The sequence below is a fragment of the Kitasatospora sp. NPDC087271 genome (assembly GCF_044744605.1).
Classification (GTDB): domain Bacteria; phylum Actinomycetota; class Actinomycetes; order Streptomycetales; family Streptomycetaceae; genus Kitasatospora.
Genome location: NZ_JBIUYQ010000001.1, coordinates 547,384 through 566,027, shown reverse-complemented (window position 1 = coordinate 566,027; position 18,644 = coordinate 547,384). Strand labels below are relative to the sequence as shown.

At 76.3% G+C, this 18,644-nt stretch carries 13 protein-coding genes; 5 read left to right on the top strand and 8 right to left on the bottom strand.

Annotated features, from left to right (window positions below; genetic code table 11):
• The first annotated feature begins 53 nt into the window (after positions 1–53).
• Positions 54–1,940 (top strand): HSP90 family protein, encoded by a 1,887-nt coding sequence (locus tag ACIO9K_RS02370; protein WP_400326278.1) that lies wholly within the window; start codon positions 54–56, stop codon positions 1,938–1,940.
• Positions 1,940–4,852 (top strand): hypothetical protein, encoded by a 2,913-nt coding sequence (locus ACIO9K_RS02365; protein WP_400326275.1) that lies wholly within the window; start codon positions 1,940–1,942, stop codon positions 4,850–4,852. The genes ACIO9K_RS02370 and ACIO9K_RS02365 overlap by 1 nt, the downstream gene beginning before the upstream one ends.
• 86 nt (positions 4,853–4,938) lie before the next feature.
• Here ACIO9K_RS02365 and ACIO9K_RS02360 read toward each other — a convergent pair whose 3' ends face one another.
• Together ACIO9K_RS02360 and ACIO9K_RS02355 are read right to left on the bottom strand one after the other, a co-directional pair.
• Positions 4,939–6,219 (bottom strand): carbohydrate-binding protein, encoded by a 1,281-nt coding sequence (locus tag ACIO9K_RS02360; RefSeq protein WP_400326272.1) that lies wholly within the window; start codon positions 6,217–6,219, stop codon positions 4,939–4,941.
• 208 nt (positions 6,220–6,427) lie between these two features.
• Positions 6,428–7,378: a LysR family transcriptional regulator gene (locus ACIO9K_RS02355; RefSeq protein WP_400326269.1), complete on the bottom strand. Its 951-nt coding sequence runs from the start codon at positions 7,376–7,378 to the stop codon at positions 6,428–6,430.
• Between the two features lie 166 nt (positions 7,379–7,544).
• Here ACIO9K_RS02355 and ACIO9K_RS02350 point away from each other — a divergent pair, with 166 nt between their 5' ends.
• Genes ACIO9K_RS02350 through ACIO9K_RS02340 form a run of 3 tightly spaced genes read left to right on the top strand, consistent with a single transcriptional unit; the run spans position 7,545 to position 10,444 of the window.
• Positions 7,545–8,483 (top strand): DMT family transporter, encoded by a 939-nt coding sequence (locus ACIO9K_RS02350; protein ID WP_400326266.1) that lies wholly within the window; start codon positions 7,545–7,547, stop codon positions 8,481–8,483.
• Between the two features lie 9 nt (positions 8,484–8,492).
• The gene (locus ACIO9K_RS02345) at positions 8,493–9,803 is read left to right on the top strand and encodes a sensor domain-containing protein (protein WP_400326263.1); all 1,311 of its coding nucleotides are present in this window, start codon (positions 8,493–8,495) and stop codon (positions 9,801–9,803) included.
• Complete coding sequence (locus ACIO9K_RS02340) at positions 9,788–10,444, top strand: response regulator transcription factor (protein WP_363588301.1); 657 nt, start codon at positions 9,788–9,790, stop codon at positions 10,442–10,444. The genes ACIO9K_RS02345 and ACIO9K_RS02340 overlap by 16 nt, the downstream gene beginning before the upstream one ends.
• Before the next feature lie 46 nt (positions 10,445–10,490).
• Here the strand turns inward: ACIO9K_RS02340 and ACIO9K_RS02335 are convergent, their stop codons facing one another.
• The 6 genes from ACIO9K_RS02335 to ACIO9K_RS02310 all read right to left on the bottom strand — a co-directional run bounded on the left by ACIO9K_RS02335 (position 10,491) and on the right by ACIO9K_RS02310 (position 18,592).
• Positions 10,491–11,705: a lanthionine synthetase LanC family protein gene (locus tag ACIO9K_RS02335; protein ID WP_400326259.1), complete on the bottom strand. Its 1,215-nt coding sequence runs from the start codon at positions 11,703–11,705 to the stop codon at positions 10,491–10,493.
• A 137-nt stretch (positions 11,706–11,842) separates the two neighbouring features.
• Positions 11,843–12,013 carry a hypothetical protein gene (locus ACIO9K_RS02330; protein WP_350883108.1) on the bottom strand — a complete coding sequence of 57 codons (171 nt, stop codon included), beginning with the start codon at positions 12,011–12,013 and terminating at the stop codon, positions 11,843–11,845.
• 12 nt (positions 12,014–12,025) lie between these two features.
• Complete coding sequence (locus ACIO9K_RS02325; protein ID WP_400326255.1) at positions 12,026–14,791, bottom strand: lantibiotic dehydratase; 2,766 nt, start codon at positions 14,789–14,791, stop codon at positions 12,026–12,028.
• A 1-nt stretch (position 14,792) separates the two neighbouring features.
• Entirely contained in the window at positions 14,793–15,755 is a 963-nt protein-coding gene (locus tag ACIO9K_RS02320) for a thiopeptide-type bacteriocin biosynthesis protein (protein WP_363624363.1), read from the bottom strand.
• Positions 15,756–16,019: 264 nt separating this feature from the next.
• The gene (locus ACIO9K_RS02315) at positions 16,020–17,099 is read right to left on the bottom strand and encodes a glycosyltransferase family 4 protein (protein WP_400326646.1); all 1,080 of its coding nucleotides are present in this window, start codon (positions 17,097–17,099) and stop codon (positions 16,020–16,022) included.
• Positions 17,006–18,592 carry a hypothetical protein gene (locus ACIO9K_RS02310; protein ID WP_363624365.1) on the bottom strand — a complete coding sequence of 529 codons (1,587 nt, stop codon included), beginning with the start codon at positions 18,590–18,592 and terminating at the stop codon, positions 17,006–17,008. Before ACIO9K_RS02310 ends, ACIO9K_RS02315 begins: the two co-directional genes overlap by 94 nt.
• Positions 18,593–18,644 lie beyond the last annotated feature (52 nt).

The window sequence follows — 18,644 nt, the reverse complement described above, 5'->3', positions numbered from 1 at the left end:
GCCCCGGCCCCCCAGAACCTCCGTCACCCGCCCCGCGATCGAAAGAGCCCCCGGTGTCCCCATCCGAGAACCCGACGCCCGACAACGCGGCGAGCGCGCACACCTTCCAGGTGGACCTGCGCGGCCTGGTGGACCTGCTCTCCCACCACCTCTACTCCAGCCCGCGGGTGTACCTGCGCGAGCTGCTGCAGAACGCGGTGGACGCGATCTCCGCCCGCCGCGCCCTCGATCCGCAGGCACCGGCCCGGATCGTCGTGCGCGCCGACGACGAGCTGAGCGTCACCGACACCGGCGTCGGCCTGACCGAGGCGGACGTCCACACCTTCCTCGCCACCATCGGCCGCAGCTCGAAGCGCGACGCCGACGGCCGGCTGGACGGCGCCGGGCTGGCCCAGGCCCGCGGCGACTTCATCGGCCAGTTCGGCATCGGCCTGCTGGCCTGCTTCGTGGTCGCCGACGAGATCACCGTGGTGACCCGCTCCGCCGCCACCCCGGACGCGCCGGTGATCGAGTGGCGCGGCGGCTCCGACGGCCGCTACACGATCCGCACCCTGCCCGCCGCGGCCAAGCCGGAGCCGGGCACCACCGTGACGCTGGTCCCCCGCGCCGACGCCGTCGAGTGGACGCGGTCGGGCCGTGTCCTCGCGCTGGCCCGGGACTTCGGCAGCCTGCTGCGCCACGACGTCACGGTGGTGGACGCGAACGGCACCGAGCACCGGGTGAACCGCACCCCGCCGTGGGCCGAGCGGCACGGCTCGCCGCTGGCCCGGCGCGACGCGCTGACCGAGTACTGCCGTGCCGCCTTCGACTTCACCCCGCTCGACACCATCGACCTGGACCTGCCGCTGGTCGGCCTGCGCGGCGTCGCCTACGTGCTGCCGGACGCGGCCCCGCCGTCCCGCCGTTCGGGCCACCGGGTGCACCTCAAGGGCATGCTGCTGTCCGACCAGTCCGCCGAACTGCTGCCGGACTGGGCGTTCTTCGTCCGCTGCGTGGTGGACACCGACGGCCTGCGCCCGACCGCCTCCCGCGAGGGCCTGTACGCGGACGAGACGCTGGCCGCCGTCCGCGACGCGCTGGGCGTCCGGATCCGCGACTGGCTGACCGGCCTGTCCGCGAGCGATCCGGCGCTGCTGCACCGCTTCCTGTCCGTGCACCACCTGGCCGTCAAGGAACTCGCCCGTTACGACGACGAGTTGCTGCGGATGATGCTGCCGTGGCTGCCGTTCGAGACCACCGACGGCAACGTCACCCTGGACGAGTTCACCCGCAGCCACCCGGTGGTGCTGGTGACCCGCACGGTCGAGGAGTTCCGCCAGGTCGCCCCGATCGCCGGCGCCGCCGGCCTCGGCGTGGTCAACGGCGGCTACACCTACGACCGCGACCTGGTGCACCGGCTGCCCGAGATCCGCCCCGGCGTCTCGGTCTCCGACCTCGACCCGGGCACCGTCACCGCGCACCTGGACACCGTCGACCCGGCCGCCGAGCTCGCCGCGAACGCCTTCCTCGCCGTCGCCCGCGAGGTGGTCGGCCGCTTCGACTGCGACGTCGCCCTGCGCAGCTTCCACCCGACCAACGCGCCCGCGCTGCTGCTGGACAACCGGGAGGCCCGGCACGAGCGCAGCCGCGCCCAGCTCGCCGAGGAGGCCGACGGCCTGTGGGCGGACATCCTGGGCTCGCTGCGCGCCGAGGCGCCCCGCGCCCAACTGGTGCTCAACCACCTCAACCCGCTGGTGCGCCGCGCCGCGACGGTCACCAACCGCGAGCTGGCCGTCACCGCCGTCGAGGCGCTGTACGGGCAGGCCGTGCTGATGACCCGCCGCCCGCTCAAGGCGAGCGAGAGCGCCCTGCTCAACCGCTCGTTCATCAGCCTGCTCGACCACGCCATGCTCGGCCACGAGTCGGCCGGCCCGGACCGCACCGACCCGAAGGAGGCCTGATGCTGGACACCCCCGACGCGGTGATGGCCGCGCTGCGCGAGAACGACGCCCGCCCGTACGGCCGCCAGCGGACCGTCGCGGCCGAGGAACTCGTCGACGCCGCGGAGCAGTTCGACGACACCGGGGCGCGCTCGATGGCCCTGCTGGAGCTGATGGAGGCGTACGAGTACGACGGCGAGCGCAGCAAGAGCCCGGTCGTCTTCGCCCGCCTCCTCAAGCTGTGGGACGCCGACCCGGACGGCTTCGGCGAGTGGGCCCGCCAGCAGGTGTTCTGGCGGTTCAAGTGGGTGGCCGGCGCGCTCCTGGGCAACCCGGACGTACCGCTGCCGGCCCTGCGGCGCTGGCACACCGAACTGCGCGACCGCTACCGGGCGGCCGGCTTCGACCTCCAGCCGTACTACGCCCAGCGCTACCACCTGGCCGCGCAGACCGGTACCGGCCGCCAGGACGCCTACGAGCTGTGGACGGCCCGCCCGCGCTCCGAGCTGAGCGACTGCCACGCCTGCGAGACCCGGGCGCGCGCCGAGCACTTCGCGGACGCAGGCGACGACGCCCGGGCGCTGGAGGTCCTGCAGCCGGTCCTCGACGGCCGGAGCAGCTGCGAGCAGGAGCCCGCCCTCAGCCAGGCCGCCGCCCTGCTCCCGCTGCTGCGCCGGGGCCGTCTGGACGACGCCCGCTCCAGCCACCTGACCGGCTACCGCGCCGCGCGCGGCAAGGCCTCGATGGCGCACGCCGTCGGCCGCCATGTCGAGTTCTGCGCGCTGTCCGGCAACGAGCCGCGCGGCCTGGAACTGCTCGCCGAGAACCGCGACCTGTTCGCGGTGGCCGGCGAGCCGTCGGGGCTGCTGTCCTTCCTCACCGGCGTCGAGGTGCTGCTCGCCGTCCTGGCCCGGGGCGGCCACGGCGGGCTCGCCGTCAGCGGCCCGCCCGGCACCTCCTGGACGGCGGACACCCTGCTCGCCCACGTGCGCGCCGAGGCCGACGCGCTCGCCGCCCGCTTCGACGCCCGCAACGGCACCGACGCGGTCGGCGCCGACCGGCGCGCCCGGCTGGCCCGCGAGCCGCTGCTGGCCGAGCCGCTGGCCCTCGGCGTGCGCGCCGCCGCCGCGCCCGAGCTGGCCGCCGCCCCGGCGCTCGCGCCCGCACCGCGTCGGGCCGTCGAGCCGGAGCCGGAGGACTTCACCGCCTTGGTGGTCCGGGCCCGCGAGCTGGAGCTCGTCGGGCACCCGGACGCCGACCGGCTCTGGCGGCGGATCGCCGAACGCGCCGCCGCCGACGGCTTCGCCCACCCCGAGGGCACCGCGGTCGGCAGCCCCGGGCGGCTGCGCGCCGAACTCGCCGAGCAGCGGGCCCACCAGGCGCTGGAGCGGGACGAGCACGCCGATGGCCGGGCCGGGCTGCTGGCCGCCGCCGACCTGTTCGAGCAGGCCGGGCTGCCCGGCCAGGCCCTGATGGTCCGGGCCCGCGCGCTGATCGTGGAACTCGGCGAAGTCGAGGGCGCGGTGGCCGACTGGCCGGCGCTCGACGAGGTGCTGCGCCGGGCCGAGGAGCTGCGGTCCGCCGGCGCGATGGCCGACGACGACCACCTGATCGTGTGGCAGGTCCGCGCCTACGCCGCCCACCACGACCTGGTCGAGGCGCTGCCCGAGCCGCCCGCCGAGGCCGTCGAGCGCTTCGAGGCGGCGGCCGGCGGCTACCACCGCACCGCCGTGGAGCTGGGCTCCGCCCGCCGCGCCGCCACCTCCCGCCAGTACCTGGCCGACGCGGCCGCCCGGCAGGGCCGGCTGGCCGAGGCCACCACCGAACTGCGCGAGGTGCTCGGCGAGTTGGACGCGGCCGAACTGCCCTGGCACACCCCGCGGGTGCTCGGCCTGCTGGGCCAGGTGCTGCTGCAGGGCGGCGAGTCCGCCGAGGCCGTCGAGGTGTTCCACCGGGCGCTCGCCGAGGCCGCCCGCTGGGGCGACGACTCCTACCCGCACGCGCCCACCTACCTGATGCTCGGCCACGCGGCCATGGGGGCCGGCGACCGCGGCGGCGCGGTCCGGGCGCTCACCGAGGCGGCCGCGCGCTTCGACCGCAAGGGCCGGGAGGCGGCCGAGGACGCCGCCCGGGCCCGCCTCCAGCTGGCCGACGTGCTGCGCGCCGCCGACCGCACGGCCGACGCCGTCGCGGTGCTGGAGTCGGTGCTGCTGGACGCCGCCGCGCCGGAGCTGGACGTGCGGATGCTCGCGCAGGCCCGGCTGGACCTCGCCCGGGGCCTCACCGAACTGGACGAGCACCGGGACGCCGCCGAGGAGTACCTGCGGCTGGCCGACGCCGTCGCCGGCTGGGAGGAGCAGGACACCCACACCATGGTCGCCTGCGAGGCCGCGCTGGCGCTGGCCCGGGCGGACCGCTGGGAGGCCGCGAAGGCCGCCCTCGACCGCGCCCTCGCGGCCCACGCCCAGGCCCCCCAGGTGGACCAACTGGCCGCTACGCTACGCGAGTTCGCCCGGCTGACGATGCACGCCGAGGGCCCGGAGGGGCTGGCGTCGGCGCTGGCCCGGCTGGCCGAGGCGGACGCCGCCGGGGAGCACGCCGGGCAGGCCGGTCAGGAGTACAACCCCTGGTACCTGCGCGGCGGTTCGCACTACGAGCGGGCGCGCTGCCTGGCCATGGCAGAGCGCCACGAGGAGGCGCTGGCCGAGGTCGAGCGGGCGATCGCGGTCTACGAGGGCGGCGACGAGCGGGCCGGGACGTCCAGGGCCGAGGCGGTCCGGCTGGCCGCGCTGATCGAGGGCGCCGACCTCGGCCGTACCGGGGCGGCCGTCGCCCGGCTGACCGCGGGCATCGCCCGCTGCGAGGCCGCCGGCCTCCCGGAGGCGGCGCAGGTGCTGGCCGACCTGCGGGAGCGGTTCGCGGCCGCGAACTGACCGCGGCCGCGAACTGGCCTGCCCGGGGCCCGGGGTGCGCAGATCCCCGGGCCCCGGGCGTCGGCCCGTCAGCCCGTCGGCCCGTGTCAGCAGGGACCGTCGTCGCCCCAGACGCCCCACTGGCCGCTGGCGCTCGGCACCTCGTTCAGCGTCCACCACTTGGCGTGGTACTTGTGGCCGCCGTACGAGACCTTGCTGCCGCTGGTGTACGTGGTGCTCGCGCTCCACGCCGGGTCGGTGCAGGCCCCGGGGGTGGTCGGGGGAGTCGTCGGCGGGGTGGTGGGCGGGGTGGTCGGCGGCGTGGTGGGGGGCGTCGCCCCGGCGAACTTCACGGTGTACTTGGTGAAGTCCCAGTCGTTCTGCGCCACGCTGGAGCAGGAGCCGGACAGCCCCGGGTCCACCGGGCCCGTGCACTGCCGGTCCCGGTTGACCGACCAGTAGGTGTACCGGGCCAGGTCGTGCGCGGTGGCGAAGTCCAGCACGGCCTGGAAGTCCGCCTGCCGGAAGTACTCGGCGGCGTCGGTGCGGCCGTTCATCATCGACACGCCCTCGTGGGCGTAGGCCGTCGCCTCGGACCAGCCGAAGGTGGTCTGGAGGATCTGGTTGAACTTCACCAGCGCGTCGGTCTGCGCGGCGGCGCCGTTGAACCCGCCGTCGAACGGCATGATCGAGTAGTTGTTCGGCGTGAAGCCCTGCGACTTGGCCTCGTTCAGCATCTGCGTGCCGAACCAGCCCGTCCCCGCGTTGGTCCCGGCGGTGGTGATCGAGATGTAGAGGCCGGGGTTGTTCTGCTGGAGGATCCGGGCGGCGCCGACCTCGTTGTGGATCGCCGCGGTGTTCTCGTACTCCGGCTCCTCCAGGTCGAAGTCGATCGCCTTCAACTGGTACTTGGTGATCACCTTCTGGTACCCGGCGGCGGTCGCCTCCGGTGTGCCGCAGACCTGGCCGAGCTTGGTGCCGCCGTACCCGCCGACCGACACCGAGACGTCCCCGCCCTTGCCGCGGATGGTCTGGATGACGCCGGGCATGGTGGTGTCGGTGTCGATCGAGGAGGTGCCGCCCCAGGACGGCGAACAACTGGTGCCCTGGGCCAGGATGAACGCCAGTTGGAAGGCCTTCTGCCCGGTGGCGTCCATCACCGCCGCGGCGTCCGGCGGGCTGTTGTCCTCGGGCATCAGATAGGGCGCCGAGGCGTACCAGTTGCTGCCGAGGCCGGTCGTGGTGTCGGCGGCGGCGGAGCCGGTGTTCGCGAGCGCGGCGACGCCGCCGGCGACCAGGCCGAGCACCCCGGCCACGGCGGCGGCGACCCGGCGCGGGCGGCGGCGCGGGTTCCGGGGGGCGGGGTGTGGGGGAAGTGCGCGTTCCATCGAGGGCCTTTCCAGGCGGGACGGCAGTGGGGGAGGGGCTGCTCACGCCGGAGGTGGGGGTGGCGCGCAGACCGAACGGGCCTCCGGCAGGGGGTAGTTGCCGAAGGCTGTCACTGGTATAGACCTGTCGGGGAAGGGTGGTCAACCCCGAAATGGTCAAGCCGGGGCCCGGCGCCGGCGGTGGACCGGGCGCCGGACGGGCTCCCCGTCAGGCGCGCGCCGCCACGCGGACCCCTGCCCCCGTTCCCTGCGCGGCGTCACCGGCTCCCTGTGTGGCACCCACCGCCCCCTGCGCGGCGCCCACCGCCGCCAGCAGCCCGCCGACCGCCGGCGACCACGGCCGGCTGGTCGGCCCGGTGAGCGTGAGCGTGCGGTGGACGGCCGGCCGGATCGGGACGAGCACGCAGTCGGCCGGGAGCATGGTCAGCGCCAGCGCGGGCATCACCGAGACCCCGATGCCCGCGTGCACCATGCCGATGAGCGTGTTGAGGTCGCGGATGCGGTGCCGGGGAGTGAAGCGGGTGCCGGCCCGGCGGAAGGCCTCGCGGATGTGGCGTTCGCAGCCGCCCTCGGAGAGCAGGAAGTCGTCGTCCTCCAGGTCGGCGACATGGATGGCCTCCTGCCCGGCGAGGGGGTGGTCGCGGCGCAGCAGCGCGTGCATGGAGTCGGCCCCGAGCGCGACCGCCCCGGGCGGGAGCGGCCCGGCGTCGACCAGGACGGCGGCGTCGACGGTGCCCGCCTCCAGCCAGGTGGCGAGCTCGTCGTCCTCGCCCTCGAAGACCCGGACGGTGACCTGCGGGTAGGCGGCCTTCCAGTCCCGGAGCAGCCCGGGCAGCAGCGCCTGGCAGACGGTCGTCGGCGCGGCGAGCCGCACGGTCCCGACGGGGCCGCCGGAGTGCCGGGTGGCGATGGCGCGCACGGCGGCGGCGGAGGCCACGGCGGTGCGGGCGTGCGGGAGGATCTGCTCGCCCAGGGGAGTGGGCCGGGCCGGGGTGCCGCGCAGCAGGACGGGCGCGCCGAGGGTCCGCTCCAGCGCGGCGACGGCGTGCGAGACGGCGGACTGGCTGATGCCCAGTTCGTCGGCGGCCGCGCCGAACCCGCCGGTGTCGGCGACCGCGACCAGGGCCCTCAGCTGGGCCAGGTTGACCTCCGGGGCCATGAGACTTCCTCATCCATCCGGCACTGCCACTTGTTGGACTCATGCTCTGCCACCGGGCCACCCTCTGTCCAGACGGGACCCGAGGCGGGACCCGAGACTGGACCCTGGGCGGGACCGGGACGGAACCCGACACGGAACCAACGGGACGAAGGTGGAGGTGATCCGGGTGCGGCGCTGGTTGCCGGGCTTCGTGGCGCTGTCGGCGATCTGGGGCGCGAGCTTCGCGCTGATCAAGGTGGCGGTGGAGGCGGGGGTGCCGCCGCTGTGGGTGGCGCTGTGGCGCTGCGCCCTCGGGGCGGTCACCCTGTGGGCGATCCTCGTGCTGCGCCGCGAGCGCGTCCCCCGCGACCGCGCGCTCTGGGGGCACTCCGCCGTGGTCGCGGTGCTCCTCAACACCGTGCCGTTCACGCTGTTCTCGTTCGGCGAGACCCGGGTCAGCTCCGTCCTCGCCGGGGTGATGAACGCGACCACCCCGCTGTTCACCCTGCTGTTCGCCGTCCTCATCGTCACCGAGGAGCGCCGCCCCGGCGCCCGTCGGCTCTCCGGACTCGCCCTCGGCTTCGTCGGCGTGCTCACCGTGCTCGGGGTCTGGCGCGGCATCGGCTCAGGCGAGGCCGCCGGCGGCCTCGCCTGCCTGGCCGCCGCCTGCTGCTACGGTGCGGGCTTCACCTACCTGCGCCGTTTCCTCTCCGGCCGGCCGGAGTCGGTGGTCACCCTCTCAGCCGTCCAGATCGCCTGCGCCACCGCCGAGCTGGCCGCCGTCGCGCCGTTCGCCGCGGGTGCCCCGCACTGGCCGGGGGCGGGCGCGGCTGGCGCCCTGCTGGTGCTGGGCGCGGTCGGCACCGGCCTCGCGTACCTGCTCAACCTCGGGCTGGTCCGCACGGCCGGCACCGCGGTGGCCTCCGCCGTCACCTACGTCATGCCGCTGTGGTCCACGGCCCTCGGCGCGGCCTTCCTCGCCGAGCCCGTCGGCTGGAACGCCCTGGCCGGCGGCGTCCTGGTGATCGCCGCCGTCGCCCTGACCCGCCCCCGGCCCGCACTCCGCCCGGCCGGCTCCGCCGCCTCCACGACTGACGCCCCGAGGCCTGGTCAGAGGGTTCGTTAGAGTGGCCGGGTGAACGAGGGGGAGCAGCAGCCGACGGCCGTCTGGGCCGCGCTGCGAGCCCACCCGCTGCGCTTCCCCGTCACCCCGTGGGTGCCGCGCTGCTGGGCCTACCTGCTCGGCGGCGCGCTGCTCGGCCCTCTGCTGCTGGCCGCCCTGACGGTGCTGCTGGTGCTCGGTCTGGGCCTGTCCGTGGTCGGGGTCGGACTGCCGGTCCTCCTCGCCCTGGCCCTCGCGGGCATCCCCGCCGCCGCCCTCGAACGCCGACGGCTGCGGCTGGTCGAGCCGGCACCGCTGCCCGACCCGCACCGCCCGCTGCCCGGTGCCGGCCGCCGCGCCCGGCTGCGGACCCGCCTGCGCGAGCGCGCCACCTGGCGCGAACTGGCCCACACCGCGCTCACCGCCACGGCCCTCGCCGCCGCCACGCTCGGCTTCAGCGCCGCGCTGCTGTTCTCCGGCGCCCTGGTCGCCTCCCCGGTGATCGTCTGGGCGCTGGCTCCCGAAACCGTCATGATCATTCCCGGCAGGGCGGTGTCCGGGCCGCTCGCCGCCCTGCCGTTCAGCGCCGCCGGGCTCGCCGGGCTCCTCCTCTGCGCCTACGCCGGGGCCCTGCTGACCGCCGCCCAGGTGGCCCTCGCCCGCCTCCTGCTCGGGCCCCGCGAGGAGGACACCGGCCGACAGGTCCTCGAACTCACCCGCTCCCGGGCCCGGCTCGCCGACGCCTTCGAAGCCGAACGCCGCCGCATCGAACGCGACCTGCACGACGGCGCCCAACAGCAGCTCGTCGCGCTCAGCATGACCCTCGGCCTCGCCGACTACGCGCTGCGCGACGGCAGCGCCCGGTCCGGCGACCGGGCCACCGCCCTGGTCGCCCGGGCCCGCGGCGAAGCCCGGCAGGCCCTGGAACAACTGCGCGGCCTGGTCCGCGGCATTCACCCCCAGGTGCTCACCGACCACGGCCTCGCCGCCGCCGTCGCCGAGGTCGCGCTGCGCCACCCCATCCCGGTCCGGTCCGACTTCGACCTCCCCGGCCGGCTGCCCGCCCCCGTCGAGACCACCGCCTACTTCACCGTCACCGAAGCGCTCACCAACGCCGCCAAGCACAGCGGCGCCGCCGCGATCACCGTCAGCGGGCGCATCGCCGACGGCCGGCTGGTGCTCCAGGTGACCGACGACGGCCACGGCGGGGCGGACCCGGCCGCCGGGGCCGGACTGCGCGGACTCGCCGACCGGGTGGCACTCCTGAAAGGACGGCTCATGGTGACCAGCCCGACGGGCGGCCCTACCACGCTGCGGCTGGAGGTCCCGTGCTCCGGATCGTGATCGCCGAGGATGCCGTCCTGCTGCGCGCCGGACTCGTCGAACTCCTCACCCTCGGCGGCCACCGGGTGACCGCCGCCGTCGGCGACGCCCGCGCCCTCGCCGCCGCCGTCGACACCGAACGGCCCGACGCCGTCATCACCGACGTCCGGATGCCGCCCGACTTCTCCGACGAGGGCCTGCGCGCCGCCCTCGACCTGCGCGAACGCCACCCGGGCCTGCCCGTCCTGGTGCTCTCCCAGTACGTCGCCACCCCGTACGCCACGCGCCTGCTCGCCGCCGCCGGCGCCCAACCCGCCGGCCTCGGCTACCTCCTGAAGGACCGCGTCGGCGACGTCGCCGACTTCCTCGACGCCCTGCGCCGGGTCGCCGCCGGCGAGACCGTCATCGACCCCGACGTGGTCCGCGTCCTGCTGCGCCAGCAGTCCGCCGACCGCCCCCTCACCCGCCTGACCCCCCGCGAACGCGAAGTCCTCGCCCTCATGGCCGAGGGCCTCAACAACCAGGCCATCGCCACCCGGCTCACCATCACCGAGGCCTCGGTGGTCAAGCACTGCGGCAACATCTTCATGAAGCTCGACCTCGATCCCACCGAAGGCAACCGCCGCGTCCTCGCCGTCCTGGCCCACCTCCGGGAGGCGTAGGGCGGGTCCGACAAAAGGCTCGGGTCCGACAACGGGCGTCGGCGGCTCAGCGCAGACCGAGACAGGGCAGCCAGGCCCGTGAGGCGCCGTGGCCCGCGGTGAGCAGGGCGCACAGCGGGCCGGCCGCGCCCCCGAGCAGGCCCATCCCCTCCGCGCCCAGGGCCTCCACCTCGGGCAGGCGGGCCCTGAGGTGGGCGAGCAGACGGGCCTTCAGCGCGGCCGCGGCGGGCAGGCCGGCGTGGTGGGCGAAGGCGTCGGCCACCGCCAGCACGCCCGAGGCGCCGTGGCACAGGGCCAGCAGGTCGCTCGCGCGGTCGCCGAAGAGGTGGAACCGCTCGTCGTACCGTTCGGCGAGCGTGCTGAAGGCCGCTGCGGCCCAGTCGGCCGTCTCCCGGTCGCCCGTCGCGTCGGCCGCGTCCCACAGCGCCCAGGACACTCCGGGGGTGCCGTAGCACCAGGCCTGGCGGGCGCGCGCTCCGGCGGGCGGCGGGCCGTCGAGCCCGGCGCCGTCCCAGGTGCGGATGGAGCGGGCGTCGTCGAAGGACTGCCGCATCAGCCACCCGGTCGCGCGGCGCAGGGCGGGGGTCAGGTCGGGGTGCGGTCCGAGATGGCGTACGGCTGCGGTGAGTGCGGCGACGACTCCTGCGGCGCCGTGGCCCGTGCCGGTGTTGATCCGTCCGTCGAGCCAGCCCAGGTGCGGGTGGCCGGCGTACTGCCCCGTCCGCAGCCGGGGCAGCTCGTCGGCGTCGCACAGCCGGGCCAGGTGGTCGGCGTACGGGCCGAGTTGGGCCGGTGTCGGGCGGGTGCCCGTGCTCAGGGCGAGCAGGGTGCCGGAGGGGCCGACGATGAGGTCGTAGTCCGGGAAGGCGACCTGTTCGCAGCGCCAGGTGAGAGCCGGCGCGGTGCGGACCAGGTGGTCGCGGAGCCGGTCGGCGACCGGATCCAGCCCCGGGAGCACCCGGGCTCCCAGCCGCAGGCCCGCCAGCGTTCCGGCCAGTCCGCCGTCGTACAGCCCGCAGTGGCCCGGCCCCTGGCCGGCGGTGCGGGCCCACACCGCCACGGCACGGGCCGCGGACCGTTCGCCCTCCGGCCCTCCGGTGGTGTGCAGCAGGGCGGCCAGGACGGGGACGCCCGGATCGGAGGGGTGCTCGGCGACCGCCGGGCTCTCGCGGGGCCGGGCGGACCAGGCGTCGAGGAGCCGGACGGCGAGTCCGGTGACGGCGGTGTCGGTGTTCTCGGCGTTCGCGGTGTACTGCGGCACGGTGGCTCCTCGGGAACGACGGGTCGGCACTCCGCCCGGCCTGGAGGGGCCGGGCGGAGTGCCGGTGGTGGCGGCCGTCAGGGGCCGCTGTCCGGGTGGCCGTCCGAGGGCGTGCCCTCGGACGGCCCGACGGGAGATCAGCAGAACAGGCCGCTACAGAGCAGCACCGTGTCGCAGATCAGGACGGTGCAGACGCCGCTGCAGCCGCCGCTGCTGGCCTCGGGGGTCGGCAGGGTGGTCTCGGTGATGCGCGCGTCCAGGTCGCCGATGAGGGCGTCGAGGTCGGTGAGCGCCGTGATGTCGGGCATGGTTGTCCTCCTTCAGGAGCGGTGATGGGTGGAGACCGCCCCGGTGGCCCGCCCGCGGGGGGCGGGCGCACCGGGGACGTCGGGTTCGCCGCGCAGTGCGGCGGCGGCGGGCTCCGCGAGTTCCTCGGCGCCCTGGTCGAACGGAAGTCTGAGCAGCAGTTGGGCGGCGACGGCGGCACCGCCGTGCACGGGGTCGTGGAGCAGCAGGCCGCCGGGGTCGGGGAGCATCTCCTCGACCAGCAGGTCCGCACCGGGGTGGCGCGCGCAGATCCGCTCCAGCAGGGCGACCGAGGTCAGCGCCGCGAAGTCCACGGGCACCGGTTTCGGCTGGGGTACGGCCCGGACGAACGCGAAGCGCGGCAGTCCGGCGGAGCGCCCGAGGGCGGCGAGGGCGCGCACCTTGGTCAGGTCGCCGTCGCCGGGCCGCCACAGCTGGGCCGCCGGCACGCGCCAGACCGCGGGGCTGATGACCAGGGCGCCGCCGCCGACGGTCACCCGGGGCAGCCGGTCCGTGTCGGGGAACGCCTCGGCCAGGCCGTCCAGGCGGATCAGGCGCGAGCCCGCCGGGTGGCCGGCGGCCAGCAGCAGCCGGACCAGGACGTCGTACGGGGGCAGGGGTGTACGGGTGGCGTGGTGGACGGGCAGCAGCCGGCACCCGTCGGCCTCGGCGATGATCCGCGGGCCGACCCGTCGCAGGGTGATGCGCTCCAGCGGCAGGTAGCGGGCCGTCAGGCCGTCCGCTCCCTGGTACGGCAGGGGATCGGGATCGCCCGTCCACCAGCCGGTGATGACCGGCCGCCGTACGGCGTTGGCGGCGCGTCCGGCCAGCGGCGGCACCAGCAGTTCGACGAAGCGGGCCCCGGACAGCCGCTCGACGGAGGCGAGGAAGGCCCGGTAGCTCCGCAGGTTGTCGTAGCCGCCGTGCAGGGTGTGGAGCGCGTCGGCGAACCGGGCGTCCAGCACGCCCGCCGGTGAGGCGGTCTCCAGCACCGCGACCGGACCGGGGCCCGGCAGCGGACGCAGCAGGCAGTCCAGGGGCCAGGGCGGCAGCGCGGTCGCGGCCGGGGGTGCCCCGAGGGTGTCCAGCAGGTCGTCGTCCAGGTCCACCGGTCCGCTGCCGGCCCGGGCGGACAGGTGGGCCAGCAGCCCGGCGTAGCCGGACCCGGAGGTCTCGGCGGGGTGCCAGCCCGCGTACCGGCGCGGGGGCTGAGGCGGCGGCGGGCAGCTGCCGTCGGGCAGGTGGCGCGCGAGGATCTCGCCGAGCGGGCACGGCCGTTCGGTGAGCTCCGCGAGCTCGGCCGGCAGCCGGTGCGGGTCCGGCCCCGCGAGCCGGTCGGCCTCCCGCAGCCACGCCACGCGGGCGGCGGTGCCGAGGCCCTGCTGCACCTGGCGGGCGGCCGCTCCGGAGACGGCCGAGGCTATGGTGCGGTAGGAGTCGGTGAACCACGGCCGGGAGTCGTCGGCGGGGGCGGCGGAGCCGGTGGTGCGGAGCGCCGACGCGGGTGCGGGTGCGGGTATGGGCGCGGGTGCGGCGGAATCGGCGCTCGGTGCAGGTGTCGGAGGAGGCGCCGGTTGCGGAAGGGTGCCGCGCGCGCGGACGTCCTCGGCGGCGAGCCAGCCCGTGGTGCGGCGGCGCGGGGCCGCGCAGGCCTGGAGCACGCCGAGTCCGAGCAGGTGCGCGAGGAAGCCGCGCAGCACCGCGGGAGCGGAAGCCGCCGCCCCGGCCGCCGCTGCGACGGTCGTCGCCGTGCCCAGCAGAGCCGCTTCGAGGTCGCCCAACGGGCGAGGGCCGCCGGCCAGTTGAGCCAGCACGTGATCCAGGGGGAGGGAGCGCCGCAGGTCGACCTGCCGCAACCGGCCCCGGTCGTGCGGGTCGGTCACCCAGCAGCGCAGGACGCCGGCGCCCGGTGCGGTGCCCGCCGGCTGGGGGAAGTGCAGCGGAGCCAGGGCCAGCACCGTGGCCGGGTCCGCCGCCCGCAGGTCCAGGGCGCCGAGCCGGGCCCGCACCCCGTGGACGTTCTCCACGGCCTGGGCCGCCACCTCGCCGAGGGTCGTGCCCGGCGGGACGAGCCGCAGCAGGGTGCCGTCGGCCCGGCCGCCGTTCCCGTCATCGTTCCCGCCGCCGTTCGCGCCCGTCGGGGTGACCGGCAGCAGGGTGACCTGGCCGACCCAGCCGCGCGGGGTGGTCTTCGCCGCGGCCCGGCCGAGCGCCCGCCACACGTACGCCGTCCGCTTGCGCAGCCGCTTCCCGCTCCAGGACTCGCCCGCGGCCAGCCGGCCGGCCACGTCTGCGGCCGCTCCGGGCTCCACCTCGTCCAGGAAGGCCCGCATGACGGGCGACGCGCACACCAGGGACCAGCCCAGGGCGCCCACGCGCTCGCGCTCGGCCGCCACCGCGGCCTCCAGCCGCCGCAGGGCGACGGCCGCCGCCTCGGCCTCGCCGGACAGCCGTGCGGCGTCCGCGACGAGGCCGCCGGCGGCGGGCAGCCGCCCCAGCAGCCCGCAGTCGGCCGGGCCCGGTGCGGCGCCGGAGTGCAGCCGACGGCGCACGGCCAGCACGGCGCGGCGGTCGGCGGCGGTGAGGGCGGGGTGCGGCACGACCACGATGCCCAGCTGCTCGGCCAGTCGGCGGGCGTGCTCCGCCCGCCGTTCGTCCCGTCGGGCGTGGTCGGCGACCTGTGCGAACAGCTCCGGGTTGCCCGCCGCCGCCCACGCTGCCAAGGGCATGCCGGCCACGCGGAGCAGTGCCGCGGCGCCCAGTTCCCGGTCCTCGTCCACGTCAGGACCTCCCGTCACCGGTGAGCGCGTGGGTCAGCAGGCTCTGCCGGGCCAGGGAGAACCGCCCCCGGTTCCAGTGGAAGACGACGTAGTGGGCGGCGGCGCGGCGCGGGCCGATCACCGCTTCACCGGACTCGAAGTAGCCGGTGCGCCACCCCTCGGCGGCCCGGCGCACGGCGTCCCCGTGCACCTCGACCGCCGCCCGCCGTTGCGGCGGCAGCGGATCGAGCAGGCTCCGTCCGCCGGCTCGCCAGGCCGCGAGGATGCCCGCGGCGGCGCGCCGGGTGTCCTCGTCCGGCTCGGTGCCCAGCCTGCGGCCGGCGTCGTCCTGGAGCACCTGCCAGACCCCGCGGTGCTCCCAGCCGACGATGCCGAGGCCGTCGAGGAGTTCACCGAGGAGGTACAGGGACAACCGCCAGTCCGCGACGGCCTCCGGTCGGCCCGGTGCCGCGACGGTGTCGTGGTGATCGAGCCAGGCCAGGGAGTCCACCGTGAACAGGTCGTGGACGTGCCGCATCGAACGCGGGCCGCCGAAGAGGTAGGTCTCCGGCTCGTACCGCCCGCACAGCGGCGGTTGCGGCTGTCCGTCCACCGCGCGGAAGCGGCGCGCCAGTTCCTCGCGCAGCGCCCCGACTTCGGACCGGCCCGCCTCGAACCGGACCCGCAGTCCGGGCGGTTTGTGCATGAAGAAGAAGGAGCGCGCCGCGCCGGCGGAGATCAGGTCGCGGGCCGTGTCCGCGACGGCGCGGTACGTCCGGTGCCAAGTGGCCGGGCCCGGCGCGAGGTTGATCTGCACCCAGCCGTCCTCGGGCCGGTCGTCGCGCAGCGCGGACAGCCCGGCCGTCAGGAACGCGCGGCGCGCGGCCTCGTACTCGGGGCCCGCGGAATCGACCGGTACCGTTCCCCACGGAATGTCGCGAGCGTCCCGGAGGCAGTCGGCCAGCAATCGTTCGACCTCCACCATGGTGCCCACCTCCTCGTGATTTCGGCTCTACTCCCGGGGTTTCCACCATTCGGTCGGATTGAAAAACGGAAGGCAAATATTCATATGATGAAAAAGGGTGCGCCTGCTGCGCATACGGGACTTCGCGCGCCGAAGGCGCATCCTGCGGGCGGATTCGGCAGCCTTTGCCCCCCCTGACTCGATGATCGCCCGCATGTTGGTGAGTTGGTGTCACTTCTGCTCGAACTCCCATTGAACAAAACGGCGTTGGCGCGCCCGAAAGTGTCAGGAGAGCTCGGCGAGGGCGCCGGTGACGGAGCGGGTGGGGTCGAGCAGGTGGGCGAGGCGGTGGGCGGAGGCGGTCCAGGACCAGTGGGTGGCGGCCCAGTCGCGGCCGGCGGCGCCCATCCGGGCGCGGTCCGCCGGCGGGGCGAGGAGGAGGCGGGTGAGGGCGGCGGCCACGGTGGCCGGGTCGCGCCCGTCGACGACGGTGCCGGTGACGCCGTCGAGGACGGTGTCGGGGACGCCGCCGGAGCGGCCGGCGACGACGGGCAGGGCGGCGGCGGCCGCTTCGAGGTAGACGATGCCGAGTCCTTCGGCTTCGAGGCCGGCCCGGCGGGTGCGGCACGGCATGGCGAAGACGTCGGCCTCGGCGTAGTGGGCGGCGGTGGCCGCGTGGTCGAGACCGCCGGCGAATTCGACGCTGCCGGGCTCGGTGCACCGGTGGGCGAGCGCGCGCAGACGGTCCTCGTACGGGCCCTGGCCGACGAGGACGAGGACCGCGCCGGGGACGGCCCGGCGGATCGCCGGCAGGGCGCGGATCAGGACGTCCTGCCCCTTGCGCGGGACGAGCCGGGCGACGCAGAGGATCACCGGCCCGGTGCGGGCCCGCCGGGCGCCCTCGGCGCCGGGCCGGAAGCGGTCCGGGTCCACGCCGGGGACGAGGCGCGCCAGCCGGGCGTCCGGGCCGAGGGCGGGGGCGATCCGGGCGCGGGTGTACTCGCCGAGGTAGGTGACGACGTCGACGCTGCGGCCTATCCGGCGCAGCAGGCGGCGGGCGCCGGGGGTGCGGGCCCACCAGATCTCGTGGCCGTGAGTGGTGGCGACGGTGCGGCGGATGCCGTCGGCCTGGCGGAGCAGGCCGGGGGCCATCGCGGCGAGCGGGGCGGCGGCACCGAACCAGACCCGGTCGCAGCCGTGGGCACGGGCGATCTCGGCGGCGCGGCGGGTGGCCCGGGCGGTGGGCAGCAGGGTGCGGGCCCGGTCGCGGATCACCGGGAAGGGGAGAGCGGCGTCGTGCCGATCGGCGCCCGGTTCGGCGGAGGTGTAGACCACGACGTCGGAGTGGGGCAGCCGGGTGGCCAGGGCGTGGACGAAGGTTTCGATGCCGCCTTGGCGGGGCGGGAAGTCGTTGGTGACGATGAGTGTGCTGCCCATGGGCGGGTGGGACCTCGGTTCGGTGTCGGAGAAGGGGCCGGAGAAGGGATCGGAGAAGGGGCCGGGGAAGCGGCCGGGGAAGGGATCGGAGAAGGGGCCGGGGAAGCGGCCGGGGAAGGGATCGGAGAAGGGGCCGGGGAAGCGGCCGGGGAAGGGATCGGAGAAGGCGGCGGAGAAGGGCTCGGAGCGGGGAGGACGGGGAGGGGCGGCGGGAGCACCCGGGCGAGCAGGACGAGGAGGACCGGCAGCGCGAGGTAGCCGAACCGCCCGGCGGGGGCGAGCAGGAAGGCCAGGGCGAGCCCGAGGGCGAGCCGGTCGGCGGCGGCCGCCGCGTGCCGGGGCGGGTGGGTGAGCAGGGAGGCCGCGAGGGCGGTTGCGGCGAGCAGCAGCAGGCCGACGGCCGCGTACCAGCCGGGCGGGCCGAGGTCGGCGAGCAGCCGTCCGGGCAGCGGACTGGCGGCGGGGGTGGGCAGGTCGCCGCGGCCGGTGGGGAAGGCGAACACCTGGTGGAGCATCGGCCCGGGCGAGCGCAGGGCGCCGGGCAGGACGAGCAGGGCCGTGCCGCCCACCGCGACGGCGGCGGCGCGCAGGGCGGGGCGCCGTCCGGCGGTGGCGGCGAGCAGCGCGGTGACCACGGCGACGGCCGGCCAGGCCGTCCACTTGAGCGAGCAGGCGGCGGCGAGGGCCAGTCCGGCGGTGGCGGGGCGCCGTCGGGCGGCGAGGGTGAGGGCGAGCCAGCAGAGGCCGGTCATCGGCAGGTCGACGCCGCTGACGCAGAGCGGCAGCGCGACGACGGGCGAGGCGGTCAGCGCGGCGAGGGCGGTTCGCGGGCCAAGGGGTGGGGTGGTCGGCGCTGCGAGGGCGGTCCGCCGCCCGGCGGGCGCGGAGCGCGGCAGGCAGGCGAGGAACGCGGCCGCGCACCAGAGCCGCGCGTCGCCCGCCACCCGGGCGAGCGGCAGACCGCCGAGTGACAGGCCATCGAGTGACAGGCCGCCGAGCGGCAGCCCGTCGAGCAGGGCCCGGGGGAGTCCGAGGAGCGCCATCCCGGGCAGGTACGGGGTGTACTCGGCCACCGTCCGGGGCTCGGCGAGGTACGGCGTTCCGGTGTGCAGCAGCAGGGCCCCGGAGCGTTCGATCACCCCGATCTCGCTCTGCCCCCGGCCGGTCAGCACGAGGGCGAGCAGTGGCACGGCGACGGCCCCGGTGAGTGCGAGGGCGATGGACAGCGGCCGGCCCCGGCGCGTCGGCAGGAGGGCGGCGAGCGCCGCCAGCAGGTAGCCGACGGCGGCGCAGGTGCCCCAGGTGCGGTGCGGGCCGAGGTCGGAGAGCAGTGGGAAGGCCCCGGCCCATCCGGCCGCGAGGAGCCATCCGCCGCACCAGGCGGCGGCGTGTCGCCGGTCTGGGGAGTCGTGCCGATTCATCACCCGTTCATTGCATCGTCGCAGGTCAGCCTGGTCATCACGGTCAGGTCGA

Excerpts from the sequence above, each read along its gene's own strand:
- ACIO9K_RS02330 (WP_350883108.1), bottom strand. The coding sequence starts at position 12,013 with ATGCCCGACATCACGGCGCTCACCGACCTCGACGCCCTCATCGGCGAC.
- ACIO9K_RS02365 (WP_400326275.1), top strand. The coding sequence starts at position 1,940 with ATGCTGGACACCCCCGACGCGGTGATGGCCGCGCTGCGCGAGAACGAC.
- ACIO9K_RS02355 (WP_400326269.1), bottom strand. The coding sequence starts at position 7,378 with ATGGCCCCGGAGGTCAACCTGGCCCAGCTGAGGGCCCTGGTCGCGGTC.
- ACIO9K_RS02310 (WP_363624365.1), bottom strand. The coding sequence starts at position 18,592 with ATGAATCGGCACGACTCCCCAGACCGGCGACACGCCGCCGCCTGGTGC.
- ACIO9K_RS02320 (WP_363624363.1), bottom strand. The coding sequence starts at position 15,755 with ATGGTGGAGGTCGAACGATTGCTGGCCGACTGCCTCCGGGACGCTCGC.
- ACIO9K_RS02360 (WP_400326272.1), bottom strand. The coding sequence starts at position 6,219 with ATGGAACGCGCACTTCCCCCACACCCCGCCCCCCGGAACCCGCGCCGC.